The sequence below is a fragment of the Ignavibacteriales bacterium genome (assembly GCA_026390815.1).
Lineage (GTDB): Bacteria > Bacteroidota > Ignavibacteria > Ignavibacteriales > SURF-24 > JAPLFH01.
In genome coordinates this window covers 95,898-122,227 of the sequence record JAPLFH010000055.1, presented here as the reverse complement: position 1 = coordinate 122,227, position 26,330 = coordinate 95,898, and the positions used below count along the sequence as shown (strand labels likewise).

Below are 26,330 nucleotides of genomic sequence, written 5' to 3'. Positions count from 1 at the left end.
CAACTGATCTTTCAGCATTAGCTTTGAGTACCATACAAATATTACTAGTACCCATTATTATTACATTGCCGTGGCAGCTACTTGTTGGTACGTTACTGTACGTGTTTGTATGACAATGAGCAATTGCCGGTGCTAAAGCATACATATCATATGGATAATTTCCGCACATATAACTATTATCAACATTAAAGCTTGAGCTGTTATAAAAATATAATCCTGTACCGTGCCCTTCAATGTTACAATGTTCAAACGAACCTATGCTGTTATTTATATAAGCACCAATGTCATCAGAATTCATAATTGATGAATATGTTATTGTTTGGCTTGGGCAATTATAAATTGAAAGAACGTCTACGCCTGGATTTTCAAGCAAAATATTATTTGTAAAATTATTTACCCCGCCATTAATGGCTAACCTGGATGCTTTTAAATTATTTACATCGATATACTGAGAATTGTTTACAGAAATATTTCCATTAATTACTGAAGATGAAGTTCCATTACCGTATAAATCAACATTATATTTATTTGATATAGAAATGTTGGTATAATATGTAGAACCTAAAAGTTCAACTTTTTCTCCAATAACAGCATTATTTATTGCTGTCTGTGGTAAATATATGCCTTTTATGGAACCGCTTGTACTTAATAATTTGGCTCCATCTGAATATGCACCACTTGAAACACTTATAGTGCCTCCCGATGATACGATTGAATTACCGTTTAACAATACTTTTGTTCCAGAATTGATCGTAAATGTAATATTAGATGGTACTGTTATGTTTGAACTTGATAAATTTAATGTTCCGGGATATGGTAGGGCAAGACTATTACTTAAAGTAATTCTATTATTATCAAGGCGTGCCCATTCACCATTTTCAAAACCGTAACTGAATGCAGTATTTAATGAATTAATTAAATTTGGAACGATTTTAGCGTAACAACTTTGATTTACAGTAACTGTACAATTTTGCCAAGTTTCAATTCCGCATTGTCCGTAACCTATCCTAAAATAACCACCATCTGCCCACCAACTGCCCCAACTGTTTTTACAAAGCCAATATTGTTGATCTTCATTATAGCTTACAATTACTACTGCGTGCCCACCTATATAAGGATCTCCAAGTGGATTTTCCTGATGATAAATTGATGTTCTATTTTCATACAAATCAAAAAAATCATAAAAGCTTTGATAAACATAAAAACTGGCAGTCACCGGTCCATTTATTAAGGCGTTTTTTATACCATCTATACCACCCATAACGCCTAAAATACTAAATGAGTTTATATCCCATCTTACTCCTTGTAAATTCGGATATGAACCGATTTCAGATATTACTTTTGAAGATTGAATATAGGATAATGCTGTAGTTGGAAAATCACCATTATTGCAGCCGCCTGTATGACCTGAATTATTTACAATATCCATTTCATCCAAATCAATTCCATTTGAACCTATTTTAGAACCATATATAATTTGTAATTGTCCTTCAACCATTCCGGTGGCAGCATGTGCCCAGCAATTTTTGCAACCATATTGATTATCAACATTAGACATATAGTTTTGCCAATTTGGAATAGTGGTGGTTTTTTTCAATCCTTTCTTTTTTAGGTACTCTTTATACAGACTATCTTGGATTGCAAGAACCTTTTTCATTTCATCTTTATCTACCGGAACGCCACACATTTCCTTTACTTCCTCCAAAGTAAGTTTTTTTTTATTTTTATCTTGTGCGTTGGTATTGATTGAGACGAAAATAGTAATCAAGAAGATTATAAAAAATGAATTCAGAAATATTTTCATAGCAACTCCTTTAATGTTCTGAAATATAAATTTATGGTTTAGGATTCCATGAAGGATTCAATCCTTCAACGACAATGGTTTCCACACCAGAATTAACATCAATTATGTATAAGTACTCTTTCCAGGAAACCCAATCTCCGTTTTGCCAATACTGCTTTGAATATGCAATATATTTATCATCTGGTGAAAATTGAATTGGAGACCAACCAAAACTAACCATTGGAGTGGTTATTGGTATTCGGATTAGATTATATTTGCTTCCATTTTCTAAAATGGATAAATATCTTCCATTAGTGCTATTAAATTCTATTATTGCAATCTTGGAAAAATCACTGGAGTAACAACATCTTTGAATAGAATAATTAGCATCAGCATTATAAAAAATATCCATAGTTTTACTATTTATGTTGAATAAAGCCAATCCATTAACATCATTAGGTTCAATTAATAATTCATTTGTATTGGGATTAAAACCAAAAATCGGTATATAGTTATCACCATAACCAATATCCAGAATAAAATCATCAAATGTATGTTCAATATTAGTTTTATGAAGTTTATGTACTTCATCTTCATAAAGGAAAGTAAAACTATCCGGATAGAAATAAATTTCATCAGTGGCTATGGAATCTAATATATTTTGTTTATTGCTGCCATCGGGATTTATTATCCACGTTCCTCTAAATTTAGAATAGGCATAAGGATAATTAAAACAGATTTTCCCATTTGGTGTCCAAAAGGGATTTTGGCTTGCACTACCCCCATCTGAAGTTACATTAGTTTCGGTCTTATTCTTTGTATCATAAACATAAATATTATATCCGGTTGAATATACTATATATCTTCCATCCGGCGACCATTGAGGATATTCATCATCATAAGGATGATTAGATATGTTTTGTGGATCAGTTCCTTTAAAATTAGTTGCAAATATCTCCCAGTGGTCGTTGTATGATTTTGTGTAGCATAAAGCATAGTTTCCCTTTAAAACCGGATTTGGAATAGAGTCTGGAATTGGTTCCGGTTTTGGTCCCGGATTTACAATCTTGTCTTTGCAGCTATTAAATAATACCAAAGAAAAGGCAATTAGTATAATGCTTATCATTCTTACAATTTTACCAATGTATTTTATTTTATTCATGTTCATTTAAAAATCATTCCAGTGTAAAATTATGGTTACAGTTTATAAACAAATTGTAGGGATACACCAGGGCGTATCCCTACAGAATTTTATCTAACAAGAATCATCTTCTTTGTAATAGAATTATCCTTGAACTTAATATTATAGAAATAAATTCCTGAAGAAACTTCATTATTGTAATTATCTTTACTGTCCCAAACAGCAGAATAACTACCAGTATTCTTAAAATCATTAACCAATGTTCTTACTTCTCTTCCAAGTATGTCAAATATTTTAATTGTTATTCTTCCTTCCTCTGGTAAGTTGTAACTTATTGTTGTAGTTGGATTAAATGGATTTGGGTAATTTTCTAACAGCAAATAATTTTTTGGTTTGTACTCTCTTTCTTTTTCTATATTAGTCAAATTACTTAAATCTGCCCGTAATAAAGTATGTGTCTTATCATTCCAATCTTTACCAAATGCATAAGCAACTTTTTCTTTCTTAAGTATTATCAGTTGTTCTAAATTTGTCCTCAATCCATCTAATTGTAATTCCCAGGTTTCTCCTCCATCTGCAGTTCTATAGATTTTCCCTGTTCCGCACATCCAGCCATTTAAACTATCTAAAAATTTAATTTTCCTGAAAGGTCCAACACCCTCATAAGTTGTATCGCTCCAGCTTTTACCCCCATCTTTTGTACTCTTAATACAGCCTCCAGTCATTATAACATTTGTACCAACTGCAAATCCTTTCAAAGAATCAATAAAATAAACACCATATAAAATATTTGTTTTAGATAGTTGATATGCCCAAGTTTTTCCCCCATTTGTTGTATTACCTACACTACCGCCATCTGTAACAAAAGGATTTAACATACTTACAATCCATCCTAATTTATTATCAATAAAATAAACATCGGTAGGCATAGGGAAAATTGTGGTTGTATCAATACTTTTTATCCAGTTATATCCACCGTCTGTTGTATACCATCGGTATTTATTAAAGGCAATTCCATTTTTTTCATCAAAAAAATTCAATGCGCCAAATTCGTATCCTGGTATATAGTAATTTTCAACGAATATATTGGAAGTATCCCACGTTAAACCCATATTGCTTGTAAAAAGTAAATCGCCTGATAAACCTAAAAACCAAACATTACTTGTATTAAAACAATAGGTTGATTCTGTTGTAATACTCTTATTTAATGATTGTTCCAATTTCCAGTTTTCACCACCATTATTGGTTTCAAGTAAAATTGAACGATATTGATCAAAATCATAATAGCCTATGGTAGATATCCATCCAACATTTTTCGTCACAAAATTTATTCTAGCATAATAAAATATGGAATCATTTCCGGTAAAAGACATATTTACTTTTTCCCAGGTTTGTGCGAAACAACTTATTGATAACATTACCAACGTGAACAAAAAGGGTTTTATATGTTTGTATTGCATATCTTTATTCCTCGATTAAAAAAAGCGGGAGGAAAATACTCCCGCTTTTGGTTCAGTTTATTTAGCTAAAATTAATTTTGCAGATTTTTCAGTAGTTATTAATTCATTAATACCTTTGAATTTAATACTATAAATATAAACACCACTTGAAACCTGTTGGCCAAATTCATTTGTACCATCCCATACAATTTCATTATATCCGGCAGGTTGAGCACTAAACATAAATGTTTTAACCTCTCTTCCCATAATATCATAAATCTTTAATTCAACAGTTGATTCTTTAGGTAGTGCGTATTTAATTGTTGTAGAGGGATTGAATGGATTTGGATAATTTTGAAGAAGATTAAACCCATCAGCAATATTTTTTCCACTTCCTACACTTGTAGGTTTGCTATAATATAAAAATATTTCTTTAGCTAAATACCCGTATAAGATGCCATCCGGATTTGTTACTTTTAGTGGTTCATTTTCTTGAACCCAATGGTTACTTTCCCATTCTTCACCGTAAAGATGAATTAAATTATTGTTACTATCATATTCATAAAATATTCTGAACCAATTCTCCCAGTTATTATTTTCTGCAATCTGCCAGTTATCAAGAATGCAATTATTATTGTCATCATACTCAAATGATCCCAAACCAAGATTTACCCATTTATTTTCTTGCCAGATTTTTGTAAGAATAGCAATTGTATTATGATTTTCATTGTATTCATAATTACTTATTTGAGAATTTATCCACTGGTTGTTTACCCAAAGCTGCGTTAAAGTATTATCCTTTAGATTGTTTGAATTGATTGTATTAACTATTTTAGAACTGTTTACCCATATACCATCTATCCAACGTTTATTTACTAATGATATTAAATTGTTTGAAGTATCATAACAATATTCATATTTAAAACCATTCACAAAATCCTGCCCATTGAAATACTGATGTAAACTAAAATCCCTATTTCCTAACGAATCATAATTATAAAGGTCCTTCGCGTCTTTGAACCATTCTTCTGATGATGTATTAAACCATTCCCAAAGAACTGATATAAGCTTTCCCTCAGAATTATATGTGTTTGTATGTTTATCGGAATTAATCCATTCGCCATTATACCAAATTGCATTTGTGAAATAATTTAATGATAAATCATCATTATAATTATATGCAATCCTATTTCTATCACCGTTTGTACTTATATAAATAAGACTATCTAAAACTCCAGCAGAATTATTTTTTTTTAATGGAGTAAAAGTTGATATATTGTAAATACTTCTTGTGCGGAATGAATTGTTAATATTTCCATTTGTTGAGATATAAGATTGTTCCTGAGGAAAAATGTCAACCCTTAAAAAACCAAGAAGCAAAAGACAAAGAGTTTTATTTAATAAATCCATTTCTCTACTCCTTTAAAAATAAATACCTACAATGAAATGATGCGTGTTGATAATCTTATTATCGTATTTGAACAAGTATCTAATATCAAGATTCAATTTTGAAGAAATATGATATGATGTACCAGCTCCTAATATTATTCCGTACGAATTAACTGGAAGCTCTTCTTTTTTTTGGTTTTCCTTAAATTCGGCAGGTATCTCATCTATTGAATAATAAGACCAAACTTCAGGTGGCGAAGTCTCTATTGACGCATTGATAAAGTTATAAACTACATCTATTGAGAGATACGGCGAGAAAATACTTTGATTGAAATTATATTGAATGCCTAAGGTAAGTGGAAAAATATCATAATTTTTACTTACTAAATTATATTTACCTGCAAAAAATATTGGAATAGTATCAATACTAGGATATTCAGAGTATTTTCTTACAGTGTAAGAGTATGGTTGAATTGTCCTAAAATAACCAGTAGATGCTTTCAGTTTAAGTGAAGATATGAGATTCGTTTTAAGTTCTACGAGAAAATCACCTCTAATGTTGTCTGTATTATAAAAATTAATACCGCCGTAAACCCCAAAATCAAAGTTAGAAAAGGGTTCGCTTTCCTGTGCAGCTAAAAAGTTGAAAGAAATAAAGAGAAATATTAATAATACCTTTTTCATTACTTAACCTTAAGATTTTTTAATAATTCATGATTTTACAATTTTTTTTTAAATAGGGGCAAGTTTTATTTTGCCCCTTTTAGATGGTTACTTCGCTAATATCATTTTTTTAATATCACTAAATCCTTCTGTTTGTAATTTATATATATAAATTCCACTTGGTAAATTAACTGCATTGAATTGTACTGTATAACTACCTTTTTCCTGATATTGATTAACAAGCTCTGCAACCTCCTGACCAATAGTATTATAAACTATAAGTTTTACAAATCCATCATTAAGCAATTGATAAGCAATTTGTGTCGTTGGATTAAATGGATTCGGGTAATTTGCGTAAAGTTTATAATCTGTTATATCTTTATCAAAAATACTTGTACTTTTCCATAAATTAGAATTCCCATATACAGTTTGCACGGAAGAATAATCTGATATATTGTTATTTATATCTTTAGCTTTTACTTTATATTGAAGTGTATACACAGGATCAAATTTTCCTGATGGCCATGCATAGGGATCCGACCAGGATGTTGTTCCAGCCGAAACGGTAGCTACATCCATCCACCATGACACACCATCTACCTGTTTTGCAATTATATATGACCCCATATCATATTCACTATTATTCGCCCAAGTTATTCGCGGATGGCCACTTTGCCATGAGGCTGAGACATTTTGTGGTACAGACGGTGCATAGTTATCAACAGCATTAAAGTATAATGTAAAACTCGTATACATATAATAATCACTGTAGCCATAAATATCATAATCCACCCACACACGTCCTTGAACATGCCAAGTTCCAGCTTTCAAGCATTCGTGTAGTCCTTGCGAAGTTGAAAGTTGACTCCAATCTGACCAATTTCCATCAGGATCTTGAAATCTTGCACCCCATTCACTAACACTATACTTAGTGGGATCTGCCCAAAGATGATAATGAATTAATGCTCTGCCCGATGCATCACTAGTAAAAGTCTGACCATTAGTATAAATGTATCCTAAACCATCATTCAAGAAATAAACATTAGCACCAAACGTTAGAATATTGATGCTAAAAAATAAAATAAGAAAGAATAACTTTTTCATTATTTTCTCCGAATTTTTTTTGATTTAGTTAATTACAAAAATAGAAACTTGTTCACTCGTTCATTAACAAATCAGGCTTTTTACCTCTTTTTGGGATTTATAAATTGCTTCATTATTTTTAGATTTTAAATGGCAGACAAATAGCTAATACTTCGTGGGTAATAGTCATTTCACCTTGCCAGGGTGAGATAAGTTTGTTTGCCAAATTACGGACGGTGTTCTGAGCACCGTCCGGTTTATTTTTATAAAATGGGAAATTGCAATTGCCTAACGTTTAGTGTTTTATCCGAACTTGCCTACTGCAAGCAGGGTTGAGACAAAAAAATAATAGACTATCTAAGTTACTAACCATTATTAATCCATATCCGTTGCAGAATGTCATTGCCTCAATTTCGGATAAAACACCGTTGTGCGAAGCCGCCATTATCTTTTTATAAGTACTTGGATTACTATGGGCATTTATTTGTCTCATCTTCTTTTTTTATTCTTTATTTATTTGTCTTAATAATATTTCTTTCTGTAAATGACATTCTTTTTAATCAATTATTTTAAATATTCTTCTCATTCCTTTTCTTTTTATTCTCTCTATTAAATTTAATACAATAACTATCCACGCTTGTTTCAAAATTACTGTTTTACAAGTATTAAAAAATTAAAATCACACTCAGCCGTTGGTTCTTTATGGCAGTAAATATTTATTGCTGTAAAGTATAAATGCTGGCAATATTATTTCCACCATCTTCATCTTTCCTTCTTTACATTTCGGGCATCTGCTTACATCAACTCCAGTTAATTCATATAGGATTTCTTTCCAGCTTTTTGTTTTATTCTAAATCTTTACATAGATATTCAAGTCCAATATAAAATGAATATAAAAAGCGGTCAATAGTATTCATTACCAATTTATTGGTTCAAAGTTAGTATCCATTACCAATTTTTCCCTCAATATTCCGATTGCTATTATTTTTGCGACTAGAATTTAATTTCTTTCATTCCAACTTTTTTATAGAACTGCTTCACCGTGAAAAGTAGCATGTTTTTTCAATAACTGATAAGTTTATTATCAAGCTGGTTTATAGAAAGTGACAATTGCTATTAGAGAGTAACAATTAATAATCTATTCCAAGGAAATATCGTTTAGATAAATCAACATAGCATATTTGGGAATAAAAAATTTATGCTGCCCGATAATTTTATTATAAAACCGAAAACAGCTATCAATACGGTGATCGAGCTTTAATTAATAAGCGGAGAAAAAAGGGGTTACTTACCACTATTCATTCTGATGGGTTGATCTATTTTGGACAAATGATTCATACCAATAATTCTTTAAAAAGTTCACCAATTTCTAACAATATTTAATTTGCAATTGTTTGTATCACGTTTATTATTACTTACTACAAACAGATATTTATGAACAGAAAAGATATTGTTATGCAAAAAGTCTTTACCTCATATTTTAAATAAGTTACAGTTTGTTTTTCAAATTAATAAAAAGTTTGGAACTTTCTGCTGTATCAAATAAAAAATAGAATGCAAATAATATTTCAAATGCGCTTGTAATGTAAAAATAATCAATTCCCGTAACAGGCATAAATACTCTAAAGATAAATTTAAATATTATACTGGATTCATATAATATTAGTGCAGTATGAAAAAGTAATATTCTTTGATTTGTAACCAAATATTCGGTAAATCTTATAATAAATAATAGCAATATTATCAAATGAATAATGGCAATAAATATCTTGACATAATCCAATGGAACAAATAAGGTTATAATAAAAACAGCAATTAGTAAAATATCTAAAATATATTTATTTATTTTAATAATATTATATAATGAACGAAGAAGTACTATAGAAAAACAAAAGTAAAAATAATCCAAGTGTAAATGGAGTAATTTCAAAAGCAAATAGCTTGTACTTTCGGCATATGCTATAATTAAAAAATAATAGAAATATTCTCCTTTCCTTTGTTTAAAAGGAGGAAGAAGCCAAGTAAATAATGCTATATAATAAATTAACCAAGCCATTAAGGACAAACCGGTGGGCAGTTACCACTAAATTCAAGTGTAAAATCTCCATTTGTTATGCTTATTACATTTTCTCTTGCCTCTAATTTTACAATCTTTTCTTTACCTTGATTTAAGAGCTCCTGCATTTTCGAAATACTATAGACTTTAAAAACCATGCTTAAACTATATTGTTCACCTACAGGTCTGAGCGATTTTCGCTCATTATCTAAGATGATCAGTTCCCCATCTATTATATTAAACATGAGATAATCTTTTGTTTGAAACATATAACCATTAAGTTCTGCAGAACTGATTTCTATTGAAACTAACACATTTCCGTAAAGAGCATTTGCTTCTGTTTTTGTGTAAATGCGGCCATATTCCTGTGCGTTTAATGATTCAATTGTTAAAAAGAAGTAAAGTAATAAGATAACGTTTTTCATATTTTTAACCCCATTATTTATTTATTGATGAAAATTTTACAGCAAATTTAATTAAACTTGGAAGGTTATTAATTTTTAATTTAGTCATAATTTCAGATCTGTAATGGTCAACAGATCTTTTTGAAACATTTAATTTATCAGCTATTTCACTGCTTGTAAATCCCTGAGATATTAACTTAAGAGTTTTTGTTTCATTATCAGTTAATTCAGGTATTTCCAGAATTAAAGAAGATTCATTATCCTCCTCATATTTATGAATGACCTGGTTAAAAGTATGAACGTCAAAATTAAGTCCAAAGTATAATTCTCCATTGATTATTTTATTTATAGCTAAGAAAAGCTCTCCTTCTATAACATTTTTATTTATAAGACCATTTCCACCAGATTTATAGCAATAATACATATATTCTTCACCTTCATACATCGATAAAAACAGAGCCTTTACGTTATTATCTCTTTCTTTTATTTGTCTAACAGCATCCAAACCATTAAGAATCGGCATCGAAATATCTACTATGATTAGATCAGGTTTGCATGTAAAATATTTATCTATTAATTCTACTCCGTTCACAGCTTCTCCAAAAATATAAATTCCTTCTCGTTCTTGTAATAAGCTTTTTATACCTCTTCTAATCATATAATGGTCATCAGCTATAATAAGCGTTAATTTTTTCATAAGCTAAATTCGAATTTCAATAATAATATTTGTTCCTGTACCCGGTGTGGAGTCAACTTTAAATATTCCTCCATTTCTTTTCACTCTTTCATTCATTCCGTACAATCCCCAACCACTGTTTTTCACTTTATCATAGTCGAAACCTTTGCCATCATCATAAATCATTAGATTAATGTTTTGTTCTTCTTTTATTAAATGAATCCCAAATTCTTTTGCGTTGGAATGCTTGACAATATTATTGAGCGCTTCCTGTGCCAATCTATAAAGCATTAATTCCAAATCTTCATTTAAACGAAAAGTTTCTGGAGAAACATTAAAACTTACTTTTAAATTACACTCACTAGCGATGGTCCAACATAGATCTCTTAAAGCGGCAATCAGACCCATTTCCTTTAAAAGCTTTGGTTTTAATTTTAAGACTATTTCTTTCATCTCTTTAACAGATTGGTCTATCAGCTCAATAGCTTCGATATAATCTTTATCTTTATGCAACAATTGGTATCTTTGGGTTAATTTGTTAAGCTTCATTTTAAGCATTAAAAGAGTTTGTCCTATATTATCATGAAGTTCTCCAGCAAAACTTTGTTTCTGCTCTTCAATTAAATCCTGTAGTCTATTGCTCAATTCACTGAGCTTATTCTGTGATTCCTCCAGGTTAACTTCCTTTTCCTTAAGTTCAGAAATATCATGCATGTAAATTTGTGCGCTGTTAATTGCTGATATTCCGGTAACAAAAACACTAAAAGATTTATTGTTAAAGAATAAATGAAATACTTGCGTAGCATTTTTTTCAACCAATTCTATAGGACTAATGTTTATACCAGGAATAATCGAATTTATTCTTTCATCTTCAATTTTATCAATTCCCAACAGCATCTTTGCCGGTACATTTGCAAATTGAACAATTCCTTCAGAATCAATTCTTATTATTGGATCCGGATCATGAATAGAAAGTAATGCCATTTTTTCCTGATATTCTGCTAATAGATTTTCTTTTTCCTTAGCATGTTTTTTCAAGAGTGGGAGGTATATTTTTTTATTTGTAAAATAAATTACGAAGAGTACTATAGCCGTTAGTAAGATAGAGTAGGAAATTGGACTAACTGGTGATTTTAATAAATCAAAATATTTGTAAAGCTCGTTCATCATATTATTGGAAATTTTGTGGCAATATAGTATAAAAAAATAGCAATCGGAACATTGAGGGAAAAAATTGGTAATGGATACTAACTTTGAACCAATAAATTGGTAATGAGTACTATTGACCGCTTTTTATATTCATTTTATATTGGACTTTGTTATCTAGGGTAAAGGCTGAGATAGAAATATACAGCAAGTATAGGTGATGGAGCATGAATATTTTAAGATGAGTGACGGAGCCTTTCAATTTATTAAGTATTTACGAAGAAGGAAACTATGGGACAAGGGGAGAGTCCCAAAGCCTTCCAATGTGACGGAGGCTTTCAATTAATTAAATATTTACGAAGTAAATATTCCAAGTAGAGATTCTTTTTGAATAGATATTTCAAAAGTATGTTTAATTAAAATCGGAGTAATAATGCAGGTACAAATTAAACAAATGATTTCTACTAAATCTTTACTAATAGGTTTGAGAATATTCTTTGGGGCAGTATTCCTATTCTCTGCTATTATGAAATTTACTGATTTAAATGCTTTTGCAGTAGCTCTTGGTAAATTTAAAATGCTGAATGAATGGCAGTTAGATTTTCTTTCTTACTTCTTTCCAATTATCGAAGTTATAGTTGGGATGTTACTTATAACAAACATAAAAACAAATCTTGCAAGTAATACAGCATTAGGTTTACTTTCACTTTTTACGGCTGTAATAATAGCTAAAATATTTGAAGGGGAAGAAGTAAGCTGCGGGTGTTTTGGAAGCTTAACAAACATACAATTGTAGTTTTTAATTAATTATTTTGGCTGAGTTTGATGAATAAACTCCGCTTAATTTTTGCGAGGAATTATTTTACTTATTTAACTGAAGATTTGCGAAAGTTTTTTTTAAAATATTATTATTGAACTAAAAGTATTTAAATGTAATACTAAAATTTTAATATGTTTAAATATTATTTGGGATAAATATTTTGTTAAAATACAAAGCCACTCTAATAATTTCTCTTATTATATACTTTTTATTTCCTTTGATTTATTTAGCTCAAACAGGAACACTCCGCGGAACGGTAGAAGATTCCACTAATGGCGAATCGCTTGCATATGTTAACATAGTGCTTGATGGGAAAAAGCTTGGTGTTTCCACCGACATGAATGGTAATTTTATGTTACGATCTGTACCTGCCAATATGGATTATATCATTAAAGTGACACACATTGGTTATCAGCCCAAACAGCTACCTGTTAGAATAGCTGAAGGTAAAATATTACAAATAAAAATCTCATTGTCCCCGCGCAATTTTCAATTGGATGAAATAGAAACTTTAGGGAAAAGAGTCTCTTCTAAAACAAATATTGGATTACATAAAATAGCAATTAAGGATTTAGAGCTACTTCCTAAAAGTGTGGAAACTGATATTATTCGTTCACTTCAATTATTACCTGGTGTACAATCAACAGGTGATGTATCAGCCCGATACTATGTACGCGGTGGTTCAAGCGACCAGAATTTAATGTTATATAATGGTGTAACAGTTTATAATCCTTTTCATGCTATGGGCTTATTCAGTGTGATTGACCCTGAAATAATTAATGCAGCAGAGTTTTACAAAGGTGGATTTACAGCAGAATACGGTGAGCGACTTTCATCTGTTTTAAATATTGTAACAAAGAGCGGAAACAGAAATAAATTTGCAGGTTCAGGAAGTATAAGTTTTCTAACAGGTAAAGTTTCTTTAGAAGGACCTATACCGAATGGTTCTTTTATTTTTACAGCAAGAAAAAGTTTGTTTGATGAGGTGTTAAAAAAATTTCTTAATTACAAAGAGACTCCATTTGATTTTTATGACATTTCTTTTAAGGCAAACTATTCTACTAATGATGATAAGAAAATCACTAAGATTTCTCTTTTTAGTTTTAATAGTAACGATAGGCTAAAAAATAACAATTCATTACGTGAAGATTTTAACTGGCGAAATAATATTTTTGGCGGGCAATGGTTTCAGGCGTGGGAAAGCCCGCTTTATTCAGAGACGACTGTATCTTTAAGTAGTTACCGTGCAGAAGTATTTCCTAATAAAAGCAATGCACTGCACAGATATAATAAAATTGATGATATAACATTGAGGATGGATTTTACTTATATGTATGATAGTCGCGACGAATTAAAAGTAGGATATTATATTAAATCATTAAATGCAGACTTGTATTTTGAGAATGCCAGAGGGTTTATAACTAATGTTCACGATTATGGAGCTAACCTGAACATATACGGAAAATATACTTTATTAAGATTCGATAATTTAGTTATTGATTTTGGTACAAGATTATGCGGCGCCCCGCTTGCTGAAAAAAATAATACAAGGATAGAACCAAGGTTAAATACCAAATATCAACTTAATGATAACATTTCCCTTAAAGCTGCGTGGGGTATTTATGCTCAGGATGTAGCTACTTTTACTGATGAAAATGAAATAATATCTTTATATGAATCATGGTTTGTAATTCCAGAATATTTAACGCCTTCTTCTGCTATTCATTATGTAGCAGGAACTGAAATTAATTTTACTGATAATATTTCATTAAATATAGAAGCATATTATAAACTGTTACATAACCTTTGCGAGTTAAATCAAAATAAAGTTAGCGCAGAAGACTTTGATTTGGTAACAGGTAAAGGTGAATCATATGGCTGGGAATTACTACTGAAATTCGATAACAGAAAAATTCAAACATCATTAGCTTATTCGTTAAGCTGGGCTTATAAAGAAGTGAACAACAAAATTTATTACCCGAAATATGATTCGAGACATAATTTGAATCTTAGCTTACAATATAATTTAAGTGAAAACTGGGATGCAAGTGCAATTTGGATTTTTAATTCAGGTCACCCTTTTACACCAATAAAAGGTTACTATGATAAATTATATTTTGATGATCCTTTTTCACCCTGGTATATTTATGAATCTTATCAGCCATATACAATCATGGGAAGTAAAAATATAAGGAGACTTCCATACTATCATAGACTAGATATTAGTGTTACTAATAAATTCAGTTTATTTTCTACTGCATTCAAACTCAGTTTAAGTATTGTAAATGTGTATGATCGGAAAAATATATTCTACTTTGAGAGAGACACAGGGAAACGTGTAAATATGATTCCTTTTTTACCAACAGTTTCGTTAAAAGTGGATTTATAAAAATGCTATTAAGGAATCTAAAAATTGTATTTATGCTTTTCTTCCTCTCTTTATGTTATCTTTCTTGCGATGATAGTTTTAATCCCAAGGAAGATTTTACTGAAAAATATATCCTATACTTTATAGTTAGAGGAGATACCAGTTTTCAAGTTGCCAGATTAACGAAAAGTTATGATATGGAAGGATTTAATCCATTAAATAATAAAATTGATCCTTCAGTTATAGATGCTAATATAAATATATGGTATGATAATAAGGTTTATGTTATGAAGGATACGATTAAACCTCGCCAGGATACATCAAGGTATGAAACACCAGTTTATTTTTATTATCTGAAGGACTTTAACATTGAGCCAAGACAAAATCTGGAAATAGAGGTACAGTTAAATAACGGAAAAGTTCTTAAATCATCCGCCAAAGTACCATCTCAAATAGATATTGATTCATTGGATTTAATAATTCCAGCTAAAGAAAAAAAGTCTTTTTCATATTCCTGGCACAATACCGATAATGAAGTTTATTATTACATAAGTAGATGTAAGATATATTATCAAGAATCAAATAATGGAAATGTTGTGAATAGAATAAAAGAAGTACCGATAACATACGAAGATAAAAAACCGGTTTATCCAACAATTACTAAAAAATTAGGAATTACATTTGAAAATAAAAATCTTGATTCTACAATGACGCAAATTTCTTTGGGTGATGAGAATAAAAAAAATTATAAAATAATTAAAGCTGAACTTGAAATTCTGATTATGGATAAATATTTATCAGGATATTATTCTACTACGCATGGATTTTTGGACACTTATTCAATTCGTATAGATGAAATAGATTATTCTAATATAATTGGTGGTTATGGAATTTTTGCGACTTATTTAAAGAAAAACATTCCCATTATCCTAAGGCAATCTTATGTTGAATCTTTTGGTTATAAATATGGACTTTAGTACAACCCAATACTAGATTATGAAAAGAATAAGAATTACAATATTGATTCTTGTGCTCTATTTAGTTTTTACTGCAGGATTTTGTAACAAAGAAATAACAGTTAGTCCTCCTGAAGGAGCTATACATACAGGTTTCGTTTATATTGAATCCAATCCTAATCTAGCAAAAATTTATTTGAATGGACGAAACACAGGCAAAGTTACCCCTGATAGTTTGCGATGGTTAGAAGCTGGAAAGCAAACAGTAACTTTAAGACTTACAGGATGGAAAGATTCAACACTTCAATTGAATATTATTGAAAGTGAAAGATTAAACCTTTTTTTTGATTTTACTAAAAACTTAGCAATGTGTGGTTATATTGATTGTAAAACTCATCCAAATGAGGCAGATATATTTCTTAACGACTCAGCTTTAGGGCAGAAAACACCATATCAAATAAATAATTTATTCCCTGGTGAATATAGGGTTAAATTTAAAAAGGATCGTTACCTGGACGATAGTATTGATGTAACCGTTCAAAGCCAAGCTATAACATCAATTTACAAAGTATTAGTAGATACAACTGTTTGGGTAAATTTTAAGACATCCAATTCAGGATTGCCTTCCAGTTATATCCTAAGCATAGCTGTAGATAAGAATAATCTAAAATGGATTGGAACAGACGGTGGAGGGCTTGCAGTGTTCGATGAAAAAGACTGGATAATCTACGCTACTGATAATTCACCAATACCTGATAACAGAATTAATGTTTTATACATTGACGATGAAGACAATATATGGATTGGAACGACAAGTGCTGGTCTTGTAAAATTTTATAATAATAACTGGACAATCTATGACAAAAACAATTCGGGATTACCTGCTGACATGATAACAGCAATAATTAAAGATAAAAATGGTAACCTTTGGGTTGGTACATACGATAAAGGAGTTGCAGTTTTTAACGGTGACATTTGGAAGGCATATGACATAGATAATTCTGATTTGCCCTCAAATTATATTTCGTCTATTGCTATTATCGATACTAATATTTGGATAGGAACAAGAGAGGGCTTGGTCAATTTCAAACCAGGTGGCAAATCCATTTTTTATAATTCCTCCAATTCACCTATTGAAAATACTATAACTGCACTTGGAGTAGGTATTTTGAATGAACTTTATATTGGAGCGGCTGTCATTGCAATTTTAATAAATGGTGAGTTTAAACTTTTGGATAATATTTTTAGCAGCAATATTACAACAATCTCAGTGGATAAATTTAATCATGTTTGGATAGGTTCAAGTGGAAACGGTTTTGGTTTATTGTTTAATAACATGGGTTTTAAAGGCGTTTTTAATAAGTATAATTCACCAATTAATGCTGATGGAGTTAATGCAATCGCCATAGATAAAAATATGTACAAATGGATTGGAACATATGGTGGTGGTTTGGTAAAGTTTAAGAACTACAGATAATTTTTCGACTGGCGGTCTTAACATTTTTAACAATATAACTTTACTTGCTGATCTAAGTATTAAAATGTTGGAGACAAAAATAAAATCTATAGTTTTCTGAAAATAAAAATGAACAATTTCAACACGGAAGATACTTGACAGGAACGTAATTTATTGTTGGGTTACAGACCACTATGATTGGATATTAGACTAGTAATTAAAGGGCTACTAAGTTAGTAGCCTTTAATTATTCTATTATAATTTATATCTTGCTGTTAAAATTAATAACTATTAAATGAAACTGTTAATAAATAACATTTTACTCATTCTATTTATTATTCTTTCTCTTCTTTTTATTTCCTGCGATAAAGAAGTATCGGTTACTGAACCCCCTCGATCTCCTCATAAAGGTTTTATATTTGTCGATTCCAATCCGCAGGGCGCAAGGATTTATCTAAATGGTTGGAACACAGGTCAGTTTACCCCTGACAGCGTTAAATGGCTTGCTGATGGTAATTACAAAATTATGATACGCTTAGCTCTTTACAGGGATACCACTTTCAATATTGAAATTGAAGAAGATATTAAGAAGCATATTTTAATAGATAACACAAAAAACCCTGCAATGCGCGGCTCAATCATAATAGAAAGCTATCCCAAAGGTGCGGCTATACTGTTCAATGATTCAGTTATTAACCAGAGTACTCCATATACTATAACTAATTTGGTGCCTGGCGAATATAAAATAAATTTAATTAAGGAAACTCATCTTGAAGATAGCGCAGATGTCGTGGTTGAAAGTCAAAAGGTTACAAAGGTTTTTAGAACTCTTAAAGACACGAGCATTTGGGTTGTCTATAACCAATCAAATTCAGGGTTACCTACTAATTTCATCAACTATGTTGCAGTAGATAAAATAAATAATGATAAGTGGATAGGTACTCATTTCTACGGTGTTGTGGTTTATAATGAAAAGGAATGGAAGATTTACAACACTTCAAACAGTCCTTTACCAGACGATCTGATAAATTACATTTATATTGATGAACAGAATGTAAAATGGATAGGTACAGGGATGGGGGGATTAGCAAGGTTTGATGGGGCTACCTGGACTATATATAACACGAGTAATTCAGAGATACCAGGCAATTATATCAATTCAATTAAGAAAAGTCCCGACAACAACATCTGGGTTACAACATATGGTAATGGGTTTGGAAAATTTGATGGATTTAAGTGGACTAATTACAATATTAATAATAATCCTTATATGCCTAATGATGAAATAAATGATATTGAATTTGACGACAGAAATAATATTTTTCTTGCAACCTGGACTAAAGGTGTAATTGCTTATGACGGTAAGAGCTGGGACGAGTATGCTTTTACAACTAAGGATACCGTTCATAATGTTAGTACAACTTGCCTTGTGTTTAAGGAAGGAATGCTTTATGCCAGCTTCTATGGTTCTGGAGATGATACCTGGTTTGGTATAAAAAGGAGGATAGGCGATAATTGGCAAATGCCCGGTGCAAGGCTTAGTCCTTCAACTACATCTTTTACCTTTGATAAAAATAATTTTATTTATGTTTGTTCTAATGAAGGTTTTGGTGTGTTACCAAATTTTTTATTCACTCATCATGTTCTAGAGTTTAATTCTCACAATTCTCCTCTGCCCAATGACCAGGTAAAAAGCATTGCCATAGATAAAAACAATATTAAATGGGTGGCAACTTATGGAGGTCTTGTTAAATATAAGGCACAATACTAAAGCTGGAAGTATGATAAGAAAAACATCGATTGCACTTTTTCTATTGGTATCAACCGCATTGATTTTATCATGCGACGATTCTATTAACCCGAAAACAGAATTTAGGGAAAGGTATATCCTTTACGCAGTTCTTCGGGGAGACACAAGTTTTCAATTGGCAATTCTATCGCACAGTTATGATGTATATGGATTAGACCCAATCATAAATACCGAAGATCCTTTAGTGAAAGATGCCGATATTAAAATATGGACAGATACCAACGTTGTGAAGTTTAAGGATAGCACTATTAGCAGGACAGATACAAGCAGGTATAAAGGATTGTTAAGTATTTATTATCTAAATAATTTTAAGCCGGGTTTTGGAACTAAATTAACAATTAAAGCACGTCTTGCAAATGGTATGCTGCTGCAATCAGAAACCAGGGTACCCGAACAAATTATACTTGATTCCCTCTTCAAAATTCCTATTGAGGATTTGAATTACTTTAAAATGTCCTGGCAGCCCGTTACCGATGGGAATACTTTTTATATGTGCCGCTATAAACTTTATTACAAGAAAAATAATGGAGCATATTCTTATTCGCAACAGCAAATTGAAATACCATTGTTCTTAAATATTGTTGGTGATACAGTTGAACCTGTATATCCTGCAATATCAAAAAATAACTTTATCAAATTTGATCTTGAAACTCTGAACTGGGTTATGAAAAAAATCTCGGATGGAGACCCTCAGAAAAGCAATTTCTATATCGACAGGACAGTATTAGAAATTTATTCAATGGATAAAGAGCTATCAAATTACTTTACTACGACACATGGTTACCTTGACCAGTTTTCAGTAAGACTTGATGAAACTGATTATTCCAATATTGATGGTGGGTTGGGAATATTTGGGGCTTACAATAAGCAGACCTTCAGCTTTTTTCTTAAAGAAGATTATATCCGTTCGTTCAGCTACAATTATGAATGAGAAAAGATTATGTGTTCAATAAAAATATTATCCTTAATTCTTCTAATCCCTGTATTCTGTTATCCGCAAGGATTTTTAGAAGATGCAGAATTTGAGACGGGTAAAATAGGTGTGCAGGTAAATGAATTTGGAAGGATAAGAATACACGGACCTAAGATAGATAATAAAACGCAAATTGATAGAGCTTCCTGGTTAATTAGCGTAAACAGAAATAACGTTTTTGATTATATGAACGATGCTCTTCCATTAAAGTCATTTCAATTGGCTGATCCTCCATTGAAATCAGGTTATGAAATTGTAGGTTCAATTTATTCATCTAACCCACCGATTGTTGTGGAGATGAGCGTTTATGGCTGGTGGGCTGAAGCTTATTCAATTATTAAAATGAGTGTAATAAACAACGCGGATAATAATATTGCAACATATATTGGACTTGAAATTATTCCCAAAACAGAAAGTGAATATGGGAATGAAAGCGTACGTGTTAACAATGGAAACAAGTTGATAGAGATATTCAAGAAAGAATATGTTGCCTTTAAATTCTTCAAAGAACGGGGCGGGTTCACTATGCATTTTAATGATTGGTACTATAATTACTTTGAAGGGGATACTACATTATATGACTGGCTGACTAACACCAAACATGACACATTATATAAAGCAACTGTGACCGGCTCAATATTAACGTTTGGTATTCCAGGTGGTACGATAAAAGCATATGAATCAACAACGGTATATCTTGCAGTTGCATACGGAAGATCGCGGACTGAAGTTGAAGAAAATATTGCTAAAGCTGAATTAAGCTACCAGACAATTACAGAAGTAAAAAATGGAGAAGAGTTTGCTGATAGCTTTTCCTTGATGCAAAACTTTCCCAATCCATTCAACTCATCAACGAGGATTACATTTACTCTTATTGATAGAACATATATAAAGCTGAAGGTATTTAATTCCATAGGGCAGGAAATTGAAACACTTGTTAATGCAACATTAGACAAGGGCTTCCATACCGTAGAATTCAATGCAGAAAATCTCCCAAGCGGAGTATATTTTTACAGCATTCAAACAGAAGAAAATACTGCATTAAAGAAAATGATTTTACTGAGATAGGAGGAATAGGAATTATTGCAGTTTATCTTTGGGATATTCGCTGAAATAAATAAAATATTTTTGATGTAATGAATAAGAATAATGCATATTTACTGTAAGGCAAATGGCATTGACCAAAAATATTTAATAATAAATAAACGCTATGAGAAATAGAGCGGTGCTGGACAGAAACAGACTTATATCTTTTCATTTCTTTGATTATTTCTTAAATATTTGTAAAATGTTTACGGGATTTCAAAGGTATTCAATTAAAAATATTGCCCTCTTTATAGCAACAGGTTTGCTCGGGTTTGTTATTTCCTGCAATAAAGAAGTAAACATAAGCCAACCAGAGCCACAACCTAATTCAGGATTCATCTTTATCGAATCTAAGCCGCAAGGTGCAAGAATATATTTAAATGGTTTGAATACCGGAAGGAACACACCTGATAGTATTACCTGGCTTGATAGCGGTTATTATAAAATTCTTCTACGTCTGCCTGGCTGGAAAGATTCCTTGATAAATGTTTTTCTTACTGTTAATGAAAGGAAATATATAAACCTTGATTTTACTGTAAGTCCCGCCATGCTGGGTACTATCTATTGCACAAGTACACCTCCAGGAGTAAATATAATTTTTAACGATAGCATTCTTGGCAGAACTACACCAGATTATATTTCAGGATTGCTTCCAGGGCGATATAAAATAAAGTATAACAAAATAAATTATCTTAATGACAGCGTCTATGTAAATGTTGAGAGTCAAAAAGTAACAGAAGCTCATATTGATATGGTCGATACTATAATGATGGTTATTTATAATACTCATAATTCAAACATTCCTACCAACAGTGTTCTTTCTATTGCGACAGATAAAAATAATTTGAAATGGATTGGTACAGACGGGGCAGGATTGTGTACTTATGATGGAGTGAAGTTTACTACATATAATAATTCAAATTCACTTCTGCCGGACAATCGTATAGCATCAATTTACATTGATGGGCAGGATAACAAATGGATAGGTACCACGAGCGGAGGATTAGTTAAAATCTCCGGATCAGCGTGGATATTATATAACTCAACAAATACTACTTTACCCGAAATGACTATTGTGAAAATTACAGGGGATAATACAGGTAAAATATGGATTGGAACTTGGGGAAATGGATTGATATCATTTGATGGAGTAAACTCTACTATTTATAATCAACAGAATACCGGCTTACCCATTAATATAGTAAATGATGTTGCTATCGATAATGAAAACACGGTATATGCTGCAACAAATTTTGGTATAGCAAAATACAGCGGAAATACATGGGATTTTTATGATAATAATGACGGCTGCCCGAAACAGGCAATTGCATTAGTATGTAATTATAATAATGATCTATATGCGTCTTTCAAAACAGATGATAATGAAGCGGCAATGGGTATGACAAGCTTTGCATATTTATCAGAGAACACCTGGACGTTCTTATCATCACATAGTATTAATTTTTTTTCTCGTGACAGACATAATTTAATCTGGTTTGGAACGCTCAGTTCTTTTGGTTATGTAGAAAGGCGGAGAATAAGAGATGAATGGGGTTACTATAATTCCACTTTTCCAGAAGATGTACCTCTTTCAATAGCCGATGATAAAGGTAATTTACATTGGATAGGTACACGGGTAAGTGGACTAGTAAAACTAAAGAGATAAAAATTTCTGATCACCTGGAATGAAAAAAGACTATGAAGAAATTAATTCCATTTATACTCCTGATATTACTGTTAGCATCATGTGATCAAAATGTTGATCCCAAAACGCCATTTAAAGAAAGGTACATACTAACTTTCCTGATGAGAGGAGATACAACTTTCCAGACCGCAACGCTTACCCGCAGCTATGATGCTGAAGGGATAGATCCTAATACCAGCAGGATTGATCCCTCTATAACTGATGCAGACATACGGCTCTGGTATGATGGTGAGGTTTACCAACTGCGGGATACTATAATTGAAAGAAAAGATACAACACGCTATACGGATTTGCTGCATTATTATTATTTGAACCTGGAAGCCAAGCAAAATACAAATCTGGAAGTGCGGGTTCTTCTTAGAAATGGTAAAAGATTATATGCTGTTACCAAGACTCCTGCAACACTATTATTTGATTCACTTTCATTTTTAATTCCGCATGAAGACAAACGTGACATCGCATTCGTGTGGCATACCGCTGATGAAGGTGTTTACTATATGCCCCGACTAAAAATATTTTACAAATTAAATGAGCCGGGAAATGTGCAAAGATTATCAAAAGAAGTTCCTTTAGCATACAGGCAATCGGGTAATGATTCAGTTCCGCTATATCCAAAATTATCAAAGAACACTTTTTTGAATTTTGAAAATGCTGCACTCGATTCAGTGATGAAACAAATAGGAGTAGGTGAAGTAAACAAAAAAAATATTGTAATATACGATGCATATCTTGAGCTGCTGATATTTGATAATGCAGTGTCTGCTTACATTTCATCTACAAACGGCTATCTTGACGAATACTCAATAAGGATAGACGAAAAAGATTATACAAACATCCAGGGTGGTTACGGAATATTCGGCTCATACATAAGACAGAAATACAACCTGGTATTGAGACAGGAGTATGTTTTGTCATTCGGATATGCTTACGGATTCTATCCATAAGAATTTTATTTACAGTGCATTGGACTCAAGGTAGTGAGATGAAAAACAGAAATGTATAATATATTTTTCATTCAGCACAATTTGGCATTAGCGAAACTTGAGTTTCTATCTAAAGGGTAAAAATACTTTTTATAGTTGGTTTACAAAACATTTGCTTACAACCAAAATAAATAAACGCTATGAAAAAAATTCTCTATGCTTCGCTTTTCTTAATCATAATTATTGGCAGCCTATCCTTTGCCCAGCAAACGGGTACTCTCCGTGGAGTTATTGTCGATTCAACCAATGGAGAGACTCTTGCTTATGTGACTATTTATGTTGAAGAAACCAAACAGGGAATTGTTGCAGATCTTAACGGTAACTTTACATTACCGGCAATTCCAGCAATTGCAAATCTTACTTTGAAAGTATCCCACGTTGGATATGAAACAAAACAAATCCATTTTAATATTACAGCAAATAAAATTACACAGCTTACAATAGAATTAAATCCACGTACAGCACAACTGCAGGAAATTGAAACCATAGGTAAAAGAATCTCCCGACAAAAGGAAACGGACATTGGTCTGCAGCGAATAACAATTAAAGAGCTTGAGCTTTTGCCTAAAAGTGTGGAAACTGACATTATGCGTTCACTGCAATTACTGCCAGGTGTAAAATCTTCCGGAGATGTTTCTGCAAGATATTATGTACGCGGTGGTTCAAGTGATCAGAACCTGATTCTACTTAACGGTGTTTCAGTTTATAATCCTTTTCATGCAATGGGATTATTCAGCGTAATTGATCCCGAAATGATTAACGTAGTTGAGTTTTACAAAGGCGGCTATACAGCCGAGTTTGGGGACAGGTTATCATCGGTACTTAATCTTGTAACAAAAAACGGTAACCGAAACAGGTTTGCTGGTTCTGCCAACTTAAGCTTTCTTACAGGCAAAGCTTCTGTTGAAGGTCCAATCCCGAATGGATCTTTCATAATAACAGGGAGAAAAAGTTTATTTGATAACGTGCTTAAAAAATTCCTTAACTATAAAGATGCTCCATTCGATTTTCACGATCTTTCATTCAAAGCTAACTATGTAACAACCGATGAGAAGAGAATAACAAAAGTATCGCTGTTCGGATTTAACAGCGGAGATAAGCTAAAGAATGAAAACAAGCTGCGGGAAGATTTTAGCTGGTCGAACAATCTTTTTGGCGCAACATGGTTTCAAGCTTGGGAAAGTCCGCTTTACTCTGAACTTACTTTATCATACAGCAATTTCAGGGCAGAAGTGTTACCCAATGAGAGCAGCGCACTTCCACGCCGCAACAAAGTTGATGATATAACATTGAAGATGGACTTCAATTATATTTACGATAGCCGTGATGAGCTGCGTGTTGGTTATTCTGTTAAATCATTTAACTCCGAATACAGCTTTGTTAATTTGAGAAATGCAAAGACAAACATTTCGGATTTTGGTGCGAACATTTCTATTTATGGAAAGTACAGGCTGCTGAGATTCGATAAATTTATTGCCGATGCAGGGACAAGAATAAATGCTGCTTCGCTTGCTGTGAATAATAAGACTCTGTTTGAGCCGCGTGTAAGCATTAAGTACAATATGAATCCTCTAATATCACTTAAAGCAGCATGGGGAATTTACTCGCAGGAAATGGTAACACTCTCTGATGACAATGATATTATCTCATTATTCGAGCCTTGGATTATTGTTCCCGATTATCTTCGCACGCCATCGGCAGTGCATTATGTAATAGGTGCAGACATCAACATAACAGAAAACCTGATGCTGAATATTGAGGGTTATTACAAATTACTCCACAACATTACCGAGCTAAATAAAGATAAAGTTGATGCAGAAGATCCGGACCTTGTAAGCATAAGCGGGGAATCATACGGCTGGGAATTTATGCTCAACTATCTTGATCAAAAAATTAACGCAACTGTTTCGTACACGTTAAGCTGGGCATATAAAAATCTTAATAACTGGATTTATTATCCACGGTATGATTCACGCCACCAGGTTACAGTTAATTTAAGCTATGATCTTGGCAGCAGGTGGAATGCAAGTGCAATATGGACGCTCAGCACTGGTCAGCCGTTTACTCAGATAGAAGGATTCTATGACAAGCTTTATTTCAAAGATCTCTTCTCGATGTGGTTCATTCTTGAAAACTATGAACCATTTACAATACTGGCTGATAAAAATCTGGGCAGGCTTCCATATTATCACAGGCTCGATCTCAGCGTATCGAAAAAATTCAGATTATTTTTTTCTGATCTGTCATTAAGCTTCAGCATAATAAATGTATATGACAGGAAGAACTTATTTTATCTTGAGAGAAAAACTGGCAGGCGTGTAAACATGCTTCCCTTTCTGCCCACAGCATCTATACGAATAGACTTATAATGTTACATTCATTGAGATTGAAAT

General features: G+C 31.9%; 19 protein-coding genes. 10 read left to right on the top strand and 9 right to left on the bottom strand.

The window, feature by feature from the left end; translation table 11 throughout:
- The 9 genes from NTX22_17115 to NTX22_17075 form a co-directional block, all read right to left on the bottom strand.
- Nucleotides 1-1,804 (bottom strand): hypothetical protein (locus tag NTX22_17115; GenBank protein ID MCX6152249.1); only part of this gene is annotated, 1,804 nt, incomplete at its 3' end.
- A 31-nt stretch (nt 1,805-1,835) separates the two neighbouring features.
- Complete coding sequence (locus tag NTX22_17110; GenBank protein ID MCX6152248.1) at nt 1,836-2,951, bottom strand: DPP IV N-terminal domain-containing protein; 1,116 nt, start codon at nt 2,949-2,951, stop codon at nt 1,836-1,838.
- An 83-nt stretch (nt 2,952-3,034) separates the two neighbouring features.
- Nucleotides 3,035-4,384 carry a T9SS type A sorting domain-containing protein gene (locus NTX22_17105; GenBank protein ID MCX6152247.1) on the bottom strand — a complete coding sequence of 450 codons (1,350 nt, stop codon included), beginning with the start codon at nt 4,382-4,384 and terminating at the stop codon, nt 3,035-3,037.
- A 57-nt stretch (nt 4,385-4,441) separates the two neighbouring features.
- A complete protein-coding gene (locus NTX22_17100) occupies nt 4,442-5,773 on the bottom strand; it encodes a T9SS type A sorting domain-containing protein (protein ID MCX6152246.1) in 1,332 nt (443 codons plus the stop codon).
- A 12-nt stretch (nt 5,774-5,785) separates the two neighbouring features.
- The gene (locus NTX22_17095) at nt 5,786-6,436 is read right to left on the bottom strand and encodes an outer membrane beta-barrel protein (GenBank protein ID MCX6152245.1); all 651 of its coding nucleotides are present in this window, start codon (nt 6,434-6,436) and stop codon (nt 5,786-5,788) included.
- Between the two features lie 87 nt (nt 6,437-6,523).
- Complete coding sequence (locus NTX22_17090) at nt 6,524-7,519, bottom strand: T9SS type A sorting domain-containing protein (protein MCX6152244.1); 996 nt, start codon at nt 7,517-7,519, stop codon at nt 6,524-6,526.
- Nucleotides 7,520-9,553: 2,034 nt separating this feature from the next.
- Nucleotides 9,554-9,979 (bottom strand): hypothetical protein, encoded by a 426-nt coding sequence (locus tag NTX22_17085; protein MCX6152243.1) that lies wholly within the window; start codon nt 9,977-9,979, stop codon nt 9,554-9,556.
- A 13-nt stretch (nt 9,980-9,992) separates the two neighbouring features.
- Nucleotides 9,993-10,655 carry a response regulator transcription factor gene (locus NTX22_17080; GenBank protein ID MCX6152242.1) on the bottom strand — a complete coding sequence of 221 codons (663 nt, stop codon included), beginning with the start codon at nt 10,653-10,655 and terminating at the stop codon, nt 9,993-9,995.
- Nucleotides 10,656-10,658: 3 nt separating this feature from the next.
- Complete coding sequence (locus NTX22_17075) at nt 10,659-11,804, bottom strand: sensor histidine kinase (protein MCX6152241.1); 1,146 nt, start codon at nt 11,802-11,804, stop codon at nt 10,659-10,661.
- A gap of 409 nt (nt 11,805-12,213) precedes the next feature.
- Between NTX22_17075 and NTX22_17070 the strand changes: the two genes are divergently transcribed.
- From NTX22_17070 to NTX22_17025, 10 genes are all read left to right on the top strand, one after another.
- A complete protein-coding gene (locus NTX22_17070) occupies nt 12,214-12,576 on the top strand; it encodes a DoxX family membrane protein (protein MCX6152240.1) in 363 nt (120 codons plus the stop codon).
- Nucleotides 12,577-12,760: 184 nt separating this feature from the next.
- Nucleotides 12,761-14,989, top strand: a complete 2,229-nt coding sequence (locus NTX22_17065) for a TonB-dependent receptor (GenBank protein ID MCX6152239.1) — start codon at nt 12,761-12,763, stop codon at nt 14,987-14,989.
- A 2-nt stretch (nt 14,990-14,991) separates the two neighbouring features.
- The gene (locus NTX22_17060; GenBank protein MCX6152238.1) at nt 14,992-15,945 is read left to right on the top strand and encodes a hypothetical protein; all 954 of its coding nucleotides are present in this window, start codon (nt 14,992-14,994) and stop codon (nt 15,943-15,945) included.
- Nucleotides 15,946-15,964: 19 nt separating this feature from the next.
- The gene (locus NTX22_17055; GenBank protein MCX6152237.1) at nt 15,965-17,401 is read left to right on the top strand and encodes a PEGA domain-containing protein; all 1,437 of its coding nucleotides are present in this window, start codon (nt 15,965-15,967) and stop codon (nt 17,399-17,401) included.
- 274 nt (nt 17,402-17,675) lie between these two features.
- Nucleotides 17,676-19,151, top strand: a complete 1,476-nt coding sequence (locus NTX22_17050) for a PEGA domain-containing protein (GenBank protein ID MCX6152236.1) — start codon at nt 17,676-17,678, stop codon at nt 19,149-19,151.
- 10 nt (nt 19,152-19,161) lie between these two features.
- Complete coding sequence (locus NTX22_17045; GenBank protein ID MCX6152235.1) at nt 19,162-20,121, top strand: DUF4249 family protein; 960 nt, start codon at nt 19,162-19,164, stop codon at nt 20,119-20,121.
- Between the two features lie 9 nt (nt 20,122-20,130).
- Nucleotides 20,131-21,231, top strand: a complete 1,101-nt coding sequence (locus NTX22_17040) for a T9SS type A sorting domain-containing protein (protein MCX6152234.1) — start codon at nt 20,131-20,133, stop codon at nt 21,229-21,231.
- A gap of 142 nt (nt 21,232-21,373) precedes the next feature.
- A complete protein-coding gene (locus NTX22_17035; GenBank protein MCX6152233.1) occupies nt 21,374-22,915 on the top strand; it encodes a PEGA domain-containing protein in 1,542 nt (513 codons plus the stop codon).
- Between the two features lie 32 nt (nt 22,916-22,947).
- A complete protein-coding gene (locus NTX22_17030) occupies nt 22,948-23,898 on the top strand; it encodes a hypothetical protein (protein ID MCX6152232.1) in 951 nt (316 codons plus the stop codon).
- A 179-nt stretch (nt 23,899-24,077) separates the two neighbouring features.
- The gene (locus tag NTX22_17025; protein ID MCX6152231.1) at nt 24,078-26,306 is read left to right on the top strand and encodes a TonB-dependent receptor; all 2,229 of its coding nucleotides are present in this window, start codon (nt 24,078-24,080) and stop codon (nt 26,304-26,306) included.
- Nucleotides 26,307-26,330 lie beyond the last annotated feature (24 nt).

Coding starts and splice junctions, on each gene's coding strand:
- NTX22_17040 (MCX6152234.1), top strand. CDS start 20,131: ATGTGTTCAATAAAAATATTATCCTTAATTCTTCTAATCCCTGTATTC.
- NTX22_17070 (MCX6152240.1), top strand. CDS start 12,214: ATGCAGGTACAAATTAAACAAATGATTTCTACTAAATCTTTACTAATA.
- NTX22_17060 (MCX6152238.1), top strand. CDS start 14,992: ATGCTATTAAGGAATCTAAAAATTGTATTTATGCTTTTCTTCCTCTCT.
- NTX22_17100 (MCX6152246.1), bottom strand. CDS start 5,773: ATGGATTTATTAAATAAAACTCTTTGTCTTTTGCTTCTTGGTTTTTTA.
- NTX22_17050 (MCX6152236.1), top strand. CDS start 17,676: ATGAAACTGTTAATAAATAACATTTTACTCATTCTATTTATTATTCTT.
- NTX22_17045 (MCX6152235.1), top strand. CDS start 19,162: ATGATAAGAAAAACATCGATTGCACTTTTTCTATTGGTATCAACCGCA.
- NTX22_17090 (MCX6152244.1), bottom strand. CDS start 7,519: ATGAAAAAGTTATTCTTTCTTATTTTATTTTTTAGCATCAATATTCTA.
- NTX22_17080 (MCX6152242.1), bottom strand. CDS start 10,655: ATGAAAAAATTAACGCTTATTATAGCTGATGACCATTATATGATTAGA.
- NTX22_17095 (MCX6152245.1), bottom strand. CDS start 6,436: ATGAAAAAGGTATTATTAATATTTCTCTTTATTTCTTTCAACTTTTTA.
- NTX22_17035 (MCX6152233.1), top strand. CDS start 21,374: ATGAGAAATAGAGCGGTGCTGGACAGAAACAGACTTATATCTTTTCAT.
- NTX22_17075 (MCX6152241.1), bottom strand. CDS start 11,804: ATGATGAACGAGCTTTACAAATATTTTGATTTATTAAAATCACCAGTT.
- NTX22_17055 (MCX6152237.1), top strand. CDS start 15,965: ATGAAAAGAATAAGAATTACAATATTGATTCTTGTGCTCTATTTAGTT.
- NTX22_17110 (MCX6152248.1), bottom strand. CDS start 2,951: ATGAACATGAATAAAATAAAATACATTGGTAAAATTGTAAGAATGATA.
- NTX22_17105 (MCX6152247.1), bottom strand. CDS start 4,384: ATGCAATACAAACATATAAAACCCTTTTTGTTCACGTTGGTAATGTTA.
- NTX22_17085 (MCX6152243.1), bottom strand. CDS start 9,979: ATGAAAAACGTTATCTTATTACTTTACTTCTTTTTAACAATTGAATCA.
- NTX22_17030 (MCX6152232.1), top strand. CDS start 22,948: ATGAAGAAATTAATTCCATTTATACTCCTGATATTACTGTTAGCATCA.
- NTX22_17025 (MCX6152231.1), top strand. CDS start 24,078: ATGAAAAAAATTCTCTATGCTTCGCTTTTCTTAATCATAATTATTGGC.